Below are 17438 nucleotides of genomic sequence, written 5' to 3'. Positions count from 1 at the left end.
AAATAGATGAGACAGTTACCCTATGCTCTTTAGAAATTGACCCAATGTAAAACCAAACAAGCTTAAATAACAACCCAAAATGTTTAAAATTATAATTAATAAAACAAATTTTAGGCTAAATTCAACGTGACCAATCAAAAACGTAACGATTAAAATAACTAAACAAATGATCGTATTTAAAACTAATTGGACAATGATTTCATCATACAACCATTTTAAAATCGTGTATTTGAAGGTTGCAATTTGTAATTCATAGAAATTTTTCATGGAATTAATTGATTTGGCAAACGAAACTAAAGAGTTTCCTGCAATTCCAATCAAACAACTAACAGTAAACCAAATATAAGCATATTTAGTTTTATAAAAACCACTCGTTTTGCTCATCATTACTAATGCTATGTACCAAAAAAACGGAGTTAAAATGGTAAAGAAAATAAAGCGCTTATTTCTAAAGGTATTTTTAATCATTAAGTAAATATTCATTATTCCACCTCACTATTATGTTGACGATACCATTGATCAATGGTTTGATTATGCGAATGAATGGTTGCTACTTTTTCATCGCAACTAATTTCACCATTTTTTAAAAGAATAACTCAATCAAAATAATGGTCAATTTGATTAAAATCATGAGTAATTGTAATGACAGTTCCTTTAATTTGATCCATATACCTCCAGAAAAAATCAATTGTTTCTAAATCCATTCCTACCGTTGGCTCATCTAAAATTAATAGTTTCGATGGTTTAATGGAACTAATTAATAAATCTAGTTTTCGTTTTTGTCCTCCAGATAAAGCTGAAACAAATTGTTTTTTCTTATCTAAAAGTCCAAATTCGTTAAGAACTTCATCAATATTTACATTAGTTAACTTATTTAATGAAATGGTCAGCTCAATCATTTCTGATACCCGAAAACTTTCAATTAAAGTATTTTCCTGAATCATCAATCCAAAGTCCAGATTTTGATTATAGTTACGTTCAACTGTACCTGAAGTCGGTTTTAACGACCCACTAATGATTCTTACTAAAGTAGTTTTACCAGCACCATTACTTCCTAAAAAGGCAATTCTTTCATTAGCAGAAACTTGTAAATTAATATTGCGTAATACAGGGGTATCAAAATCCATTTTAATTCCTGAAAGCTTTAACAATTGTTCTTTTTCAATTTTATTACCAGTAACTAGTTCATTTAAATCAACGTTAAAGATTTGGGATAAAGAAAGTAATTTATCTAAATCAGGAATGGAATCCCCCCCTTTTCCCATTTAGAAACTGATTGCCGTGAAACAAACATTTTTTTAGCTAACATTTCTTGCGATAAGTTTTGTGATTTAAGTTTTGTGCTTGTCGTAATTTAATAATTTGTTTTCTAAATTGATTTTGCATTTTAGATCTCCTATTTTTGATTCGATATGCATATCTGAATTTAAGTATACCTAAATAGTTAGAAAAATCTACAAAACCCCTGTTATCAAACGATTGCATAGCCCGCAACCAGCAGTTGCACATTGATTGCATTATACAATAACAACAAAAAAGACCTATGATTTTATCATAGATCTTAATTTATTAAACTAATGATTATTTATTTTCCCAAATAGCTTGTTTAAATTGTTCTCTTCCACCCATTTCCTCCATTTCAGCCCGAAGTGGATTCTTTTTATAGAAATCTTGATGATAATCTTCAGCTGGATAAAATGGTTTAGCAGCTTCAATCTTAGTTACAATTGGATCATCAAATTTTCCAGAGTCTTCTAATGCTTTTTTTGAAGCTTCTGCAATTTTTCGTTGTTCCGGACTATTTACAAAAATTATAGGACGATAACTATCGCCACGATCTTGAAATTGTCCCATTGCATCAGTTGGATCAGTTTGCCGCCAATAAATATCGACCAGTTGTTGATATGAAATTATTTCTGGATCAAACGTAATTTTAACGGCTTCAGTATGTCCAGTTTTTCCACTGCAAACTTCTTCATAAGTTGGATTAGCCACATGTCCACCAGTATATCCAGATACAACTGATTCAATCCCTGGCATCTGGTCAAATGGTTTAACCATGCACCAGAAACAACCACCTGCAAAAATTGCAGTTTCTGTTTTTTTACTCATTTAAAAACCTCTTATTTAATTAATTTTTTGTATTCCCCGTAGCCATCTTTTTCAAGATCAGCATATGGAATAAATTTTAAAGCAGCCGAATTAATGCAGTATCTTAAGCCACCTTTATCAGCAGGACCATCAGGGAAAACATGACCTAAATGAGAATTTCCATCAGAGCTTCTAACTTCCGTTCTAATCATCCCATAAGATGTATCCGTGTTGTTTTTAATTGCATTCTTATCAACTGGCTTAGTGAAAGCTGGCCAACCACAGCCAGAATTATACTTATCATCAGAAATAAATAATGGTTCACCAGTAGCTACATCAACATATAAACCTTTTTCAAAAAAGTCATCGTACTTACCAGTAAAGGCTGGTTCGGTCGCTGCTTCTTGTGTAACCGCATATTCTTCCGGGGTTAGCTTTTGTTTAAGCACATCTTCATTAAATTTACTCATCATTTATTCCTCCATGTTATTTATTAACCTAATGATAGATTAATTATAATAGATTGCAAACAATCTAACTTATTGATTAGAATATTTTAACAAAAAGCGATTGAATTCAAAAGGAATCCAACCGCTTTTTAATATTCTTGTTTTTTAGTAAACAAGAATTTATTATTTTTCAGCTTCTAATTGCTCAGTCAATGGTGGAACAACTTGTTTCTTACGAGAAACAACTCCAGGTAAACTCATGACATCATCGTCATTTAATTTATTAGCAAAGGCAGTTTCCACGATTGCTTTTGGTTCACCAACTACGATCATTTCTGAGTTACTAGTTAACACGTTCGTAACTAAAACTAAGAATAAATCATAGTTTTCTGCTTTAGCTTCTTCAACCATGGCAGTTTTAATGTCGGCAAGTCGTTTGTTAATATCTTCCAAATCAACAACGTTAATTTGATCGATTCGAACGTTTTTACCACCTAAAGTGAATGATTTAGCATCACTATCAATTAGTTCTTTGTCTGATTTAGCATCAACGTTGGTTCCGGCTTTAAGCATTTTAACACCGTAATCTTCGATATTATCTACTCCAGCAATATCAGCTAAAGCTTGTAAAGCATCACGGTCAACGTCAGTAGTGGTTGGTGATTTAAGTAACAATGTATCAGAAATAATAGCTGACATCATAAGACCAGCAATTTCTTTAGGAATATCAATTCCTTCTTCTGAGTACATTTGAGTAATCACCGTTGAACAACAACCATAAGGGGCTGCACGGAAGTATAGTGGTTTAGCTGTGTTAAACCCATTAATTCTGTGATGATCAACTACGTGAGTAACTGTCAAATTAGCAATATCATTAATACTTTGTTGTGGTTCATTATGATCAACTAACATTACTTTATCAGTTTCAGGTTCAGCATTTTCCACAATCCGAGGAGCCTTAACACCAAAGTAATCCAAAACAAATTTAGTTTCAGGATTAACAGGACCTAAAGCTACTGCTTCAGTATCGTAACCATCTTGTTTTTCTAAATATGCTAGTGCAATGGCAGCAGCAATTGCATCTGTATCAGGATTTTTGTGTCCAAAAACTAATTCTTTAGTCATTTAAATAATCTCCTTTAAATTCTTATAATTATACTTTACCACAAAGATAATTAATATCCTACATAGTGGATAAATAACTTTAAACTAAACTAGTAATCTCATCACTTTCTGTAGCAACTGGTTGATGATTAATTGAAACAGGTACACCATCAATTTTAACATCAACTTCTGGATTTCCATTAGAAGTACGATTTGAAAAACCATGTTCTTCTAAAATAACATCATGTCCATTTAAGTGATCAGTATAAATGGTTAAAATTTGATCATCAGGATTAATTCTAACAAAATTAGCGAGTAGATTCTTACGAGTCTTAAGATCACGTAAAACTTTAACTCCTTTACGTGCTCGGCTGGTAACAGGAATTTCATTTGTTTTTATTTTTTTAAAGTTACCATTTTGAAATACTAATGCAAGCGGTGAATTTTCATTAACTAATTGGGCATTAACGACGACATCGTCTTTACTCAAACTAATTGCTTTAGCACCAGTTGTACGAGCCCCATTAACAGAAACTTCACTAAGACTATAACGAAGAGCTAGACCTTGTTCTGTCATAATCAGAATGTCACTAGCATCTCCATTAGGAATATACTCAACATCAACAACTGAATCTAATTCATCTTTTAGTTTTTCATAAACAGTTGCACGGCTCTTATAAGTTCTACCTGGCAATAATTTTTCAAATTCGGTTTGTTTAATATGACCAGACTTTGTTGTAATTACAAAGTTACCTTGTTCTTTAAGGTTAGGAAAGGCAAATGACGCGAGTACTTTTTCATTAGAATCAATTCCACTTAATTGAGAAATATGATCCCCCGTATCTTTCCATTTAACATCATCTAATTCAAATACTGGACGATAAACTAAGTTACCTGCATCAGTAAAAATAAATAATGAATCGCGGGTACTCAATTGTTTAATAAAGACTGGGCGATCTTCGTCTTTTAAACCATTATCAGTTAATTCAGACGCTTTATATGAACGAATACTACTGCGTTTTAAATAACCATCTCGAGAAACCATGACCATAACTTGTTCATCTGGAACAACTACTTTTTTACTAATTTTGATATTCTCAATTTCTGCTTCAATTGTTGAACGTCGTGGACTGCGATACTCTTCCTCTAAATCCCGTAACTCATCAGCTAAAACGTGATCTAGTTCTTCTGGATTAGCTAAAATTGATTTAAATTCAGCGATTTTAGCCGCTAAATCAGCATTTTCTTTCTTTAACTTCGTTACATCTGTGTTGGTTAAGCGATAAAGTTGTAATGCAACGATGGCATCCGCTTGCTTTTCAGTAAAATCATACTCACTCATTAAATTATCACGAGCATCTTTACGATTTGAACTAGAACGAATGGTACTAATTACTTCATCAAGAATTGAAAGTGCCTTGATTAATCCTTCGACAATGTGTTGGCGTTCTTGTGCCTTATCTAAATCAAACTTAGTTCGTTTAGTAATTACTGAACGTTGATAATCTAAATATGTGGCTAAAATATCCTTTAATCCAAGTCGCTGTGGACGCATATCTTTAATAGCAACTACATTAAAGTTATAGGAAACTTGTAAATCAGTGTTTTTATACAAATAATTTAAAATTCCCTTTACTTCAGCATCACGTTTCAATTCGATAGAAATCATTAATCCAGTTCGATCAGAATCATCTCGGACTTCTGCAATTCCATCAACTTTTTTATTAATTCTAATTTCATCAATTTGTTTAACTAATTGTGATTTGTTTACTTCGTAAGGAATTTCAGTAACTTTAACTAATTTTTTACCACCACGAAGATCCTCAATCGTACTACGTGAACGAATCATGATTTTACCATGACCGTCTTTATATGCCTGCTTAATTCCATCTATTCCTTGAATGATACCACCAGTAGGAAAATCAGGACCTTGCACAAACTTCATTAAATCATCGAGCGTGGCATCCGCATGTCCTTGTAAGTAGAGTAAGGCATCAATTACTTCACCTAAATTATGAGGAGGAATTTCAGTTGCATATCCAGCTGAAATCCCAGTGGCCCCATTAATTAATAAGTTAGGCAATCGAGCTGGTAAAACAGTGGGTTCATACTCAGTATCATCGAAGTTTAAAACCCAGTCAACGGTTCCTTTATCAATATCTCGAAGCATCTCACCAGTAATTTTACTAATTCGAGCTTCTGTATAACGCATAGCTGCAGGAGGATCACCATCCATTGATCCATTATTACCATGCATATCAATTAGTGGTTCTCTTAGTTTCCATGATTGACTCATTCGAACCATCGCATCATAGATGGAACTATCACCATGGGGATGGAAATTACCCATTACATTACCAACTGATTTAGCAGATTTTCTGAAACCCTTATCATAAGTGTTTCCGTCTTTATTCATTGAATAAAGAATTCGTCTTTGAACAGGTTTCAACCCATCACGAACGTCTGGCAAAGCCCGTTCTTGAATAATTGCTTTTGAATAACGACTAAAACGTTCATCCATAACGGATGCTAAGGAAAGATTTTTAATTTCAGCTTCTTTTGCCAATCATTTCACCTCCTATTATTTTGTATTATCTAAAATACTTCCTTCATCTTCAAGATTAAATTGAACATTATTTTCAATCCAGTCTCGACGTGGTTCTACTTTACTTCCCATTAAAGTTGACACTTGACGTTCTGCAACAGCAGCATCATCAATTTGTACTCTAATCAAAGTTCGATGTTCGGGATCCATGGTTGTTTCCCATAACTGGTCAGCATTCATTTCCCCAAGGCCTTTAAATCTTTGCAATGTCATTCCCTTAGGAAAGTCTTTTCTAAGAGAATTTAATTCTTCATTGGTCCATGCATATTCAATTTTAGCTTTTTTACCTTTACCTTCTTGTAGTTTATAAAGTGGTGGCAAAGCAACGTAGACATGACCAGCTTCAATCATAGGACGCATAAACTTGTAAAAGAATGTCAATAACAGAATTTGAATATGAGCCCCATCATCATCGGCATCCGTCATAATAATGATTTTGTCATAATTAGCATCTTTTAATTTAAAATCATTTCCCATACCAGCACCAACAGTATAAATAATTGTGCTAATTTCTTCATTTTTCATGATATCAGCTACATTTGCTTTTTCTGTATTAAGAACTTTCCCTCTTAAAGGAAGAATGGCTTGATGCTTTCGATCACGACCTTGTTTAGCCGAACCTCCAGCAGAATCACCTTCGACTAAAAATAATTCATTTTTAGCAGCATCTTTTGATTGGGCGGGCGTCAACTTGCCAGATAGTAATTTTTCTTGTTTCTTTTTCTTTTTACCATGGCGGCTCTCTTCTCGAGCTTTTTTTGCTGTTTCTCTAGCTTTTCGAGCACGTAATGCTTTTTGAACTAGTGTATTAGCTAAATCACCGTTTTCCATTAAAAAGTAAAGTAATTGTTCATCAACAACACTATCAACGATTGAACGTGCTTCTGGTGTTCCAAGTTTTTCTTTAGTTTGGCCTTCAAATTGAAGTCCTTCTTCAGGAACACGTAATGCAATCACTGCAGTTAATCCTTCACGAATATCGGAACCGTCAAGATTTTTATCTTTCTCTTTTAAAATGCCAACTTTACGAGCATATTCATTAAAGGCCTTTGTCCATCCGCTCTTAAAACCAGCTTCATGAGTACCACCATCTTTGGTACGTACATTATTAACGAATGAAAGCATGGTTTCAGTATAGCCGTCGTTATATTCTGCAGCTACTTCAACTTCAATCCCTTGCTTACTACCATCAAAGTACATGACATCGCCAAGTACACTTTTTCCTTCATTTAAATATGCAACAAATTCCTTAATTCCATCATCATATTGGTAAACTTCTTCACGCTCTTTGCCTTCTCTTTCATCGGTAAGAGTAATTTTAACCCCTTTCAATAAAAATGCTGATTCACGTAAACGGGTTGCTAAAGTGTCAAAATTATACGTAATCGTAGTGAACATTTCTGAATCAGGTTTAAAGGTAATCGTGGTTCCATTGCCAGCTTTAGTTTTACCTAAATTACGAAGAGTTCCAACTGGATGACCACCATTTTCAAAATCTTCTTGATATTTTTGATGATCTCGCACAATTTCAACCGTTAAGTGACTTGATAGTGCATTTACTACACTAGAGCCCACACCGTGCAATCCTCCAGAAGTTTTATATCCTCCTTGACCAAACTTACCACCAGCATGTAAAACAGTTAAAATAACCTCTGGAGTAGGTTTACCAGAAGCATGCATTCCAACCGGCATTCCCCGACCATGATCGACAACTGTAATACTGTCATCTTTATGAATTGTTACATTTATTTCTTTTCCGTAACCTGCGATTGCTTCATCGACAGCATTGTCTACAATTTCGTAAACCAGATGATGTAAGCCTTTACTATCAGTAGAACCAATGTACATCCCTGGACGTTTACGAACCGCTTCTAATCCATGAAGAACTTGAATTGAGGAAGCATCATACTTTTCTGAATTGTTTAATTTCGTCATATGCTGAAAACTCCTTTTCGTCTGTATTTTATAATAACTTATTTAGCATGTATTGCAAATAAAGGATTTATCAATACCTTTTTATCTTGTAATCTGTCTTATTTAGATAATTAATGCTAAAATTATGATTGTTCATATTTAAATCTTTGGAGGAAAAATGATTAAAATAATTATTCTTTTATTGATTGCATATCTACTTGGATCAATTCCAAGTGGAGTTTGGATCGGTAAAACATTTTTTAGCATTGATATTAGGAGACATGGTTCAAAAAACATCGGTACCACTAATACTTACCGTGTTTTAGGGCCAGTTGCTGGAACGATTGTTTTATTTATGGATATTGGCAAAGGATTTATTGCAACTTGGCTACCGATGTATTATGGAATTAGTTCATGGTATCCACTGGTTTTTGGTGTAGTTGCAGTTATCGGACACACTTTTTCGATCTTTGATCATTTTAAGGGTGGAAAGGCTGTCGCAACTAGTGCAGGAATGTTATTGGCGTATAATCCAAGATTTTTCTTAATTGCAGCTATCGTCCTTGCATCCTGTATCCTAATTACAAGTATGGTGAGCCTTGGAAGTATAATTAGTTTCATCATGATTATTTTTGTTTCATTCTGTGCTCATGATAAAGCACTTACTTTAATTGCTTTCTGCCTAACCTGCTTTGTGATTTATCGTCATCGCAAAAATATCATAAAAATTATTCATGGAAATGAGAATCTAGTCCCGTTTGGTTTTTATTATTGGTATTTAAAATATATCAAAAAATCAATTAAATAATAAAAAGACTTTCAATATTGAAAGTCTTTTTATTTTAGAAAAATGTAATATCAAAATTAGTAACAAATTCTTCGCCGCAACATAATCGGCTAATATCATTTTTATTCCTAATAAATCCTGTACTATTTTCTGAATCAGCAATTCCCCACCATGGTTCAATACAAACAAATTCAGATTTAGTGGGGTAAGTTGACCAAACTCCAAAATATTTATTTTTATATGCTGTTAATGATACACCATGATGAGATTTCTTAGATTTAAGCGTAAAAGTAGTTTGCTTATTAGCTTCGACATCAAAAATTCGAGCATCATCTCTAAATAGTTCGTGACTAATCTTAATTGGATTACCATCAATACTAAACTTAGATTGATTGGAAGTTGTTAATCCGTTTTTATTTAATTCAATTAACGAATAATTTTTTTCAGGCTTTACAACCAACTCATAATCACTATAACTTTCTTCATCAGGATTGATTGGAACTTTAAAACCTGGATGAGCACCAATTGAAAAGTACATGGAATGTTCATCTTGGTTTTTAACTAACATTTGTATTTGTAAAGTATCTCCAACAAGAATATAAGTTACAAACAATTCAAACCTAAATGGATAAATCTTCATGGTTTTAGAGTTTGATTTTAACAAAAAAATCACTTTCGTATCATTAGAGTCAATGATTTCAAATTTACTATCACGTGCAAAGCCATGTTGATACATTGTATATGTTTTTCCATCATAGTTATATTCATCATTTTTCAAACGACCAACCATTGGAAATAAAATTGGAGCATGTCTTTTCCAATAATTTGGATTAGCTTCCCAAATATACTCGAGCTGGTGAGAATTTTTAACCGAGATCAATTCAGCTCCTATTTGATTAATTTTAACGGTTAAATCTTCATTTTTTAATGATACAATCATTGTCATTCTCCCCGCAAATAATTCTTTGTCTCTCTATTCTGACATGGATTAATAGCTTTGCAAAGAAAAAACATAAAATTTAAAAATATCTTAATCTGGATTCTCATCATCACGCCGTTTAAAAAAGTTTTGATAATTTTTTAACAATTTTTCTTTGGTAACATGCGTATAAATTTGGGTGGTTGATAAATTTGCATGACCTAATAACTCCTGCACAGTTCTTAAATCAGCCCCATTATTTAACATTTGAGTAGCAAAAGTATGTCGTAACATATGAGGATGAATACTTGTATTTAATCCACTTTTTTTCATAATTTGGTTTAAAACGTATTCTATTCCACGACTAGTAATATGTGAACCATGTTGATCAACAAATAGGTAAGGATGCTGTTTATTAAATTTATCCATTAATACATTCCGACTTTTATGAATGTATTCAGTGATTGCATCATTTGCATATTTACCAAAAGGCAGGTAACGTTCCTTATTCCCTTTACCAAGTACAAGCATCATATTATTAGATAAATCGACATCGTCAAGTGTTAAATTAGCGCACTCACTAACTCGAATTCCCGTGCCATATAAAACTTCTAATAAAGAAGTATTTCGATATGCTAATAAGGGATTTTTAGCTGTTTTAGCTGTTTCAAAAAGTTTATCCAATTCTTTATTATAGAAGAACCGAGGTAAGTGATTAGTATGCTTTTTGATGTTTACATATACAAAGGGATTATCTTCCACAATTTGATTGTTAACCAAAAAATTGTAAAAAGAGCGTAAAGAAGACATTTTCCGAGCAATTGTATTGTTATTATCTCCAAAATCATGTAAATGACTTAGGTAGACTTCCACATCAAAACTATCAATCAAACTAAAATCTTTATCTACACCAGAATCTGCTAAAAATTCAGAAAATTGTGAAATATCATCATGATATGCTCGGGCTGTATTATCTGAGTATTGACGCTCATTAATAATATATTTAATAAATAGTTGAATTAATTTTTGATTACTTTGATTCATTAGAATCACCTACTCTATTTAAAAAAGACTGTTCAAAAAGAACAGTCTCTTTTTATTTAATTACATTTTCTTCATAATCGCCTTCAGGACAAATTACTTGCCATCCGCCACGAACCTTCTTATTAACCAAGAAATGTCCACACTTAGGACAATCACGACCAATTGGTTTATCCCAAGTCACAAAATCACAATCAGGATAACGCGAACAACCATAGAATAATCGATTTTTCTTAGTTTTCCGTTCGATAACTTGACCTTCATGACACTTAGGACAAATTACTCCAATTTCTTTAACAATTGTTTGTGTATTACGACAATCTGGGAAACGAGAACAGGCAAAGAACTTCCCATATTTACCCATTTTTTCTACCATAGGAGAACCACAAATATTACAATTAAATCCGGCCAACGGTTCTTTAATTTGAACATCTTCCATTTCTTTTTCCGCATAACTAACTTCTTTAGAAAATGGTTGATAGAACTCACTTACTAATTTGACCCATCTAAGTTTTGCTTCTTCAATATCATCAAGTTTCCCTTCAATAGCAGCCGTAAAATCAACATTTACAATTTCTGGGAAATATTCTTCAATTAATTTATTAACGATTTCACCTAATTCTGTTGGTACAAACCGACGGGCATCAAGTTTAACGTAATAACGTTTTTGAATCGTCATCAAAGTAGGAGCATAAGTCGATGGTCGACCAACTCCGTTTTCTTCGAGAGCCTTAATTAAGTTTGCTTCTGTATATCGAGCTGGTGGCTGAGTAAAGTGTTGATTAGGAACATTATTATCTAAAGTGACGTGATCACCAATTTCAAGATCGGGAAGAATATTATCTTTCTCTTTTCCTGCTGAATAAGCTTTTAAATATCCTTCAAAATTAAGTTTTGAACCGTTAGCACGATATTCGACCCCATTTTGAACTACTTTAACAGTTTCTGTATCAACAATTGCGGGTGTCATTTGACTAGCCACAAATCTTGACCAAATTAAATTATATAATTTGAATTGATCTTTAGTTAAGTATTTTTCAATCTGCTTAGGGGTTCGCATAACTGAAGTAGGTCGAACAGCTTCATGGGCATCTTGAGCACCTTCAGGAAGTTTCAATTTCCGCGGATGATTCAAGGCATACTCTGGACCATATTCATCATGAATGAATTGGGCTGCTTCGAGCTTAGCTCCTGCAGAAATTCTAGTTGAATCAGTACGCATATAGGTAATCAATCCTTGACTACCTTCTTTACCAATGTTAATTCCTTCATACAATTGTTGAGCAGCCATCATGGTCCGACCAGTTTTAAAATGCAACTTTTTATTTGCATCTTGTTGTAAGGTACTAGTGGTAAACGGACGAGGCGGTTGTCTTTTCTTTTCTCGTTTTTTAACATCCGTAATTTCAAAATCAGCTTTAGCATCAAGCTTCTTTAGAACATTTTGAACATCATCATTATTGCCTAAAGGAAATTTCTTACCATCCACACCATAAAAAGATGCTTTAAACTTTGAACGTCCCTTTTTAAAAACGGAATCAATGGTCCAATATTCTTCTGGATTAAAAGCTTGAATTTCACGTTCTCGTTTAATAATAATCCATAGTGCAACGGATTGAACTCGTCCAGCACTAAGCCCTTTTTTTACTTTTTTCCAAAGAATTGGGGAAATTGAATATCCCACCAAACGATCAATAATCCTTCGAGCTTGTTGAGCATCAACTAAGTTCATATCAATCGTACGCGGATGCTTAAAGGCATCTTTAACTGTTTCTTTAGTTATTTCGTTAAAGGTTACTCGATTTTTATCATTAACATCTAAATTTAATACATGAGAAACGTGCCAAGCAATTGCTTCCCCTTCACGATCAGGATCGGAAGCAAGAAAAACTTCTTTAGCTTTTTTTGCCTCTGCCTTTAACATTTTAATTGTGTCACCTTTACCACGAATTGAAATATAATCAGGTTTAAAATCATCCGGAATGTCAATTCCCATTCGACTTTTAGGTAAATCACGGATATGTCCTTTACTTGCGACAACCGTATAGGTTCTTCCTAAGTATTTACTAATGGTCTTTGCTTTAGCAGGTGATTCCACAATGACTAATTTTTTATTCGTAGTACGCTTTTTTTTACTTTTTGCTGTTGTTTTCTTTTTACTAGTCATACTAGTGGCCATTAAATCTATCCCTCATTTATTTTTTCTACATATATAGTTATTTTTTATTTGAATTTCTAAATCATCATATTGCAGTTTTTTTATAGTGTCAAATGACAATGCGTCCTAAGACGTCTCTTTCATCGAGACAAGGTTGACAACCTGCGGCAATTAATTCGTTGGAACCTGCCGAATAACTGCTATTAACATTACCAGGTACTGCAAGGATATCACGATTATTTTGTAAAGCTAAACTTGCTGTAATCAACGAACCAGATTTAAGTCTTGCTTCGACAACTAATAATTTTTGTGAAAGTCCAGCAATAATACGATTTCGTTCAACAAAATGATGTTTGCGCGGACCAATTCCAGAATCATATTCGCTCAAAACTAAATTATTTTTTGTTAGTTCAATTTGAAGTCCTTGATTACTTCGAGGATAAAAACAATCTAATCCCGTTCCCAAAACTGCAATTGTTTTTCCCCTATTAGCTAAAGCAATCTGATGTCCAAGCGTATCCACTCCTTCAGCCAAACCAGAAACAATTACATAATGACTAATTACATTCTGACTAAAAATTTTTTTCATAGCCTGAACTGCGTACTTAGAACATTTTCGAGAACCTACCACACCTAATAAATTTTTTTCGTTTAATAATTTTAAATTACCAGCATAGAATAATATCACCGGTGGCAAATACATCTCTTTTAATTGTTCTGGATAGATGTCATCAAAAATTGTAATCCATTTTTTTCTCATAGCCTGATTAACCATAATATTTAAATCGCGACTTAGAAAGGAAACTGCAAACTTTTGATAATTTAAATGATGTTCTCTGAGTAAATTAATAGTCATGGCTTGAACTTCTTCAATATCTAAATTACCAATATTTTCATTTTTCAGCCACTGATAAGCTAAATTTTCTCCCTTTAAACCAATCCCCGGACACAATTTAATTCTTAATAACAAAGTTCTTTTATCCATTTAACTAGCACGCTCCACTTTTAGATAGATACGTAATTAGTTTATTTTTGAGTTAGATCTTTAACCGGGGCAAAGGTTTTACGGTGAATTGGGGTTACCCCATATGTTTCTAAAGCAGCTAAGTGTTTTGGGGTACCATAACCATCATTATTACAAAAATCATATTCTGGGTATTGCTTATGATACTTAATCATTAAATCATCACGCGTTACTTTAGCCAAAATACTTGCTGCTGCGATTGAGTTTGATTTTGCATCACCTTTAATTATTTTTAATTGTGGAATGTCCAGATCTATATCCATTGCATCAATTAATAATTGTTGAGGCTTAACATCTAATGATTCAACTGCTTGTTTCATTGCAATCCGAGTCGCTTGATAAATATTAACTTCATCAATTACATGATTATCAATAACAGCATAAGCATAACTAATTGCTTGTTCCTTAATTATTTTAACTAATTCACGGCGTTTCTGATCAGTTAATTTTTTTGAATCATTAACCTCTAGAATTTTAAAATCATGTGGCAAAATAACTGCTGCTGCAACCACAGGTCCTGCTAATGGACCTCGACCGACTTCATCTATTCCAGCAATTAAGTTAATCCCTTGACTCCAGAAATTAGTTTCAATTTCAAATCTTTTTTCAAAATCATTTTCTGCTTTTTGTTGACGTGCAATTCTACTTTGAGTTTGTTTAATGATATTTTGTACACCCTTACGTTTATCATCCTTATATAACGAAAAAAGCGGGTCCTGTGTTTCTCGAACTCGCATAAAAGATTCTTTAATTTCTTTAATATTCAAAACTATTCTTCTCCAACAGAAATTTTATCTGGAAAGTCTAAAGTATAACGTCCTAATTTACCTTTTCTAACATCATTAATTATCCGATCTGAGGCACGTTCATAATCATCGCGCATTCCTAGATTTGCTGTAATTTTAAGGAGCAAATCTGGATTACTTAACTCGAAATCAGCATCTGTTAAATGATAACGATTCTTTAGCTCTTCTCGATGATTCTGTTTGAAAAAGTCTAACGCAAATAATGCTACATCATCACTATGAAATGAGCTTTCTCGAATTGCACCTGTTAATGAAAGCTTTTCTGCAATCTCTTGAGATTGAAATTTAGGCCACAAAATTCCGGGCGTATCTAATAATACTAATTTTCCATTAGAAGTTAGCCATTGTTGCCCTTTTGTAACTCCAGGTCTATTACCAACCTGTGCAGAACGTTTACTAACTAATTGATTTAGCAAAGTTGATTTACCAACATTAGGAACACCAACGCAAATTGCTTTTAAAGCCTTTCTATCATATCCCTTATTACTTTGGGATTCTAAGTAATCTTTTAAAATACCTTCAGAAATATTTTCAATTTTTTTTCGAACTCCATTAACTTTAGAATCAATAGCAATTGCTCTAATTCCTTGTGATTTAAAATATTCAATCCATTTTTTTGTCATTACAGGATCAGCTAAGTCAGCTTTAGTTAAAATCATTAAGCGGGGTTTGTCACGACTAATTCGTTTAACTTCTGGATTAATTGATGTGTATGGAATCCGAGCATCTACTAATTCAAACACAATATCTACTAATTTAATGTTTTCCTCGAATTGGCGGATTGCTTTAGCCATGTGACCCGGAAACCATTGAATATTACTTTTCATAATTTCTCCCTTAATCTAAATAAGCTAAGTATTTTTGCCATGCTTCATCAAAAATTGTCATACTTGGTAAATATCCAGCATTCTCTTCCAAATATTTTGAAATAATTTCAAAATTATTTTCGTGCTTTGGAAATTGAGTATCAAAGAAAGCATTATTAGCAAATTGTGAGATTTCATCATAACCATTCGGATTTCTTTCGGTCATTAAATATTCATAAAAGCTTTTCCTCATTAATAAAACCTCTTACTTATTTTTTCTTTGATAGATTTCGAAATGATGAGGATAATCAAGATTATCTTTCCCATCAATTTTCTTAATTAATTTAAAATTATCATAGTTAATCTCAACCATTTTTGTATCACCGTCAACATTTTTATCAATCTTTGTACGATACAAATAATCAGTATAAGGCAAAAGTTCTTGATAAATTGCTCTTCCTCCAACTACAAAAATCATTTCATTTGGAAATTTATTTGCATATTGCAAAAGGTCATCTTTTGAATTAAAAACGGTAACACTTTCTGGAAATTCTGATGGGTCTCGATGAGTTAAAATTAAATTTTTTCGCTTTGGTAATGGCCGACCAAAACTTTTAAAAGTTGTATAACCACAAATAATTTGATGATTAAGGGTTGTTTCTTTAAAAAATGCCATGTCATCGGCAATATGCCACGGAAGATTTCCATCCTTACCGATTACTTTGTTGGCAGCTTCTGCCCAAATAAATGCTAACATGTTAACTCCTTATTAAACTGCCACAGCACCTTTAATTGCACTGTGATGCTTATAGTCTTCAATTTTAATATCATCCATATCATAGTCAAAGATACTTTCTTTTTCAGGATTAAGCCATAATTTAGGTGCTTTAAAAGGTGTTCTAGAAAGTTGCTCCTTAATTTGATCAACGTGATTCAAATAGATATGTGCATCACCTAATGTATGTACAAAATCACCAGGTTCAAGGCCACATTCCTTTGCAATAAGACTAGTTAACAATGCATAACTAGCAATGTTAAAAGGAACCCCTAAAAAGATATCGGCACTACGTTGGTAAAGTTGACAACTTAATTTACCGTCGTTCACATAAAACTGAAACATTGTATGACATGGTGGTAATGCCATATCGTCAACATCTTCTGGATTCCAAGCAGAAACAATCATTCGTCGTGAATTTGGATTAGTTTTAATTGTTTCAATTACCTTTTTAATCTGATCGATTGTTTCACCAGTACTGGTTTTCCACTTTCTCCATTGACTTCCATAGACTAAGCCTAAATCTCCAAATTTCTTAGCAAATATTTCGTCATCAAGAATCATTTGGCAAAACAATTTTTTTTGTGCAAGATATTGCTTTTTGAATTCGGGATCTTTTTGAGATCTAATCCCAAAATCAGTCATATCTGGTCCAGTATATTCATCTGAATTAACCCAACGTTCAAAAGCCCATTCATCCCAAATATGATTATTATTTTTCAATAAATAAGCAATATTAGTGTCTCCTCTTAAAAACCACAACAACTCACTTTTTATTAATCGAAAAGGTACGCTTTTAGTGGTTAATAATGGAAAACCCTGGGATAAATCAAATCGCATTTGTTGTCCAAAATAACTAATAGTTCCTGTTCCCGTTCGATCTTCTTTTTTGTGTCCATTTTCTAATACAAACCTTGCTAAATTTAAATATGCATCTTCTAACATTAAAAAATTCTCCT

16 protein-coding genes and 1 pseudogene are annotated in these 17438 nt (G+C 32.9%); 1 reads left to right on the top strand and 16 read right to left on the bottom strand.

Features of this window, described 5'->3' with window-relative positions; genetic code table 11:
- Nucleotides 1–15: 15 nt before the first annotated feature.
- From FD36_RS02465 to parE, 7 genes and pseudogenes are all read right to left on the bottom strand, one after another.
- A complete protein-coding gene (locus tag FD36_RS02465) occupies nucleotides 16–483 on the bottom strand; it encodes a hypothetical protein (RefSeq protein ID WP_056957803.1) in 468 nt (155 codons plus the stop codon).
- Nucleotides 483–1386: pseudogene (locus FD36_RS02460) on the bottom strand (ATP-binding cassette domain-containing protein). Before FD36_RS02460 ends, FD36_RS02465 begins: the two are co-directional and overlap by 1 nt.
- A 195-nt stretch (nucleotides 1387–1581) precedes the next feature.
- The gene (msrA, locus tag FD36_RS02455; protein ID WP_056957802.1) at nucleotides 1582–2112 is read right to left on the bottom strand and encodes a peptide-methionine (S)-S-oxide reductase MsrA; all 531 of its coding nucleotides are present in this window, start codon (nucleotides 2110–2112) and stop codon (nucleotides 1582–1584) included.
- Between the two features lie 11 nt (nucleotides 2113–2123).
- Entirely contained in the window at nucleotides 2124–2561 is a 438-nt protein-coding gene (gene msrB / locus FD36_RS02450) for a peptide-methionine (R)-S-oxide reductase MsrB (RefSeq protein WP_014082008.1), read from the bottom strand.
- Between the two features lie 162 nt (nucleotides 2562–2723).
- Complete coding sequence (locus tag FD36_RS02445) at nucleotides 2724–3665, bottom strand: manganese-dependent inorganic pyrophosphatase (RefSeq protein ID WP_056957801.1); 942 nt, start codon at nucleotides 3663–3665, stop codon at nucleotides 2724–2726.
- A 79-nt stretch (nucleotides 3666–3744) separates the two neighbouring features.
- On the bottom strand, nucleotides 3745–6210 hold the full coding sequence (gene parC / locus FD36_RS02440) for a DNA topoisomerase IV subunit A (protein ID WP_082610582.1): 2466 nt from the start codon (nucleotides 6208–6210) through the stop codon (nucleotides 3745–3747).
- A 15-nt stretch (nucleotides 6211–6225) separates the two neighbouring features.
- On the bottom strand, nucleotides 6226–8184 hold the full coding sequence (gene parE, locus FD36_RS02435) for a DNA topoisomerase IV subunit B (protein WP_056957800.1): 1959 nt from the start codon (nucleotides 8182–8184) through the stop codon (nucleotides 6226–6228).
- A gap of 157 nt (nucleotides 8185–8341) precedes the next feature.
- Here parE and plsY point away from each other — a divergent pair, with 157 nt between their 5' ends.
- Nucleotides 8342–8971, top strand: coding sequence for a glycerol-3-phosphate 1-O-acyltransferase PlsY (plsY, locus tag FD36_RS02430; RefSeq protein WP_056957799.1), 630 nt, complete (start codon nucleotides 8342–8344; stop codon nucleotides 8969–8971).
- 34 nt (nucleotides 8972–9005) lie between these two features.
- Here the strand turns inward: plsY and FD36_RS02425 are convergent, their stop codons facing one another.
- From FD36_RS02425 to FD36_RS02385, 9 genes are all read right to left on the bottom strand, one after another.
- The gene (locus tag FD36_RS02425) at nucleotides 9006–9890 is read right to left on the bottom strand and encodes an aldose 1-epimerase family protein (RefSeq protein WP_056957798.1); all 885 of its coding nucleotides are present in this window, start codon (nucleotides 9888–9890) and stop codon (nucleotides 9006–9008) included.
- A gap of 90 nt (nucleotides 9891–9980) precedes the next feature.
- Nucleotides 9981–10913, bottom strand: coding sequence for a tyrosine recombinase XerC (gene xerC, locus FD36_RS02420; RefSeq protein ID WP_014082014.1), 933 nt, complete (start codon nucleotides 10911–10913; stop codon nucleotides 9981–9983).
- Between the two features lie 52 nt (nucleotides 10914–10965).
- On the bottom strand, nucleotides 10966–13089 hold the full coding sequence (gene topA / locus FD36_RS02415) for a type I DNA topoisomerase (protein ID WP_056957797.1): 2124 nt from the start codon (nucleotides 13087–13089) through the stop codon (nucleotides 10966–10968).
- 88 nt (nucleotides 13090–13177) lie between these two features.
- On the bottom strand, nucleotides 13178–14053 hold the full coding sequence (gene dprA, locus FD36_RS02410; protein ID WP_056957796.1) for a DNA-processing protein DprA: 876 nt from the start codon (nucleotides 14051–14053) through the stop codon (nucleotides 13178–13180).
- A gap of 41 nt (nucleotides 14054–14094) precedes the next feature.
- On the bottom strand, nucleotides 14095–14859 hold the full coding sequence (locus FD36_RS02405) for a ribonuclease HII (protein WP_082610580.1): 765 nt from the start codon (nucleotides 14857–14859) through the stop codon (nucleotides 14095–14097).
- A gap of 2 nt (nucleotides 14860–14861) precedes the next feature.
- Nucleotides 14862–15725, bottom strand: a complete 864-nt coding sequence (gene ylqF, locus FD36_RS02400) for a ribosome biogenesis GTPase YlqF (RefSeq protein ID WP_014082018.1) — start codon at nucleotides 15723–15725, stop codon at nucleotides 14862–14864.
- Between the two features lie 10 nt (nucleotides 15726–15735).
- Complete coding sequence (locus tag FD36_RS02395) at nucleotides 15736–15957, bottom strand: YozE family protein (RefSeq protein WP_014082019.1); 222 nt, start codon at nucleotides 15955–15957, stop codon at nucleotides 15736–15738.
- A 12-nt stretch (nucleotides 15958–15969) separates the two neighbouring features.
- The gene (locus FD36_RS02390; RefSeq protein WP_056957795.1) at nucleotides 15970–16461 is read right to left on the bottom strand and encodes a dihydrofolate reductase; all 492 of its coding nucleotides are present in this window, start codon (nucleotides 16459–16461) and stop codon (nucleotides 15970–15972) included.
- Between the two features lie 12 nt (nucleotides 16462–16473).
- Entirely contained in the window at nucleotides 16474–17424 is a 951-nt protein-coding gene (locus FD36_RS02385; RefSeq protein ID WP_056957794.1) for a thymidylate synthase, read from the bottom strand.
- Nucleotides 17425–17438 lie beyond the last annotated feature (14 nt).

Source organism: Fructilactobacillus sanfranciscensis DSM 20451 (assembly GCF_001436035.1).
Classification (GTDB): Bacteria; Bacillota; Bacilli; order Lactobacillales; family Lactobacillaceae; genus Fructilactobacillus; species Fructilactobacillus sanfranciscensis.
This window is presented reverse-complemented; position numbering and strand designations above follow the sequence as displayed.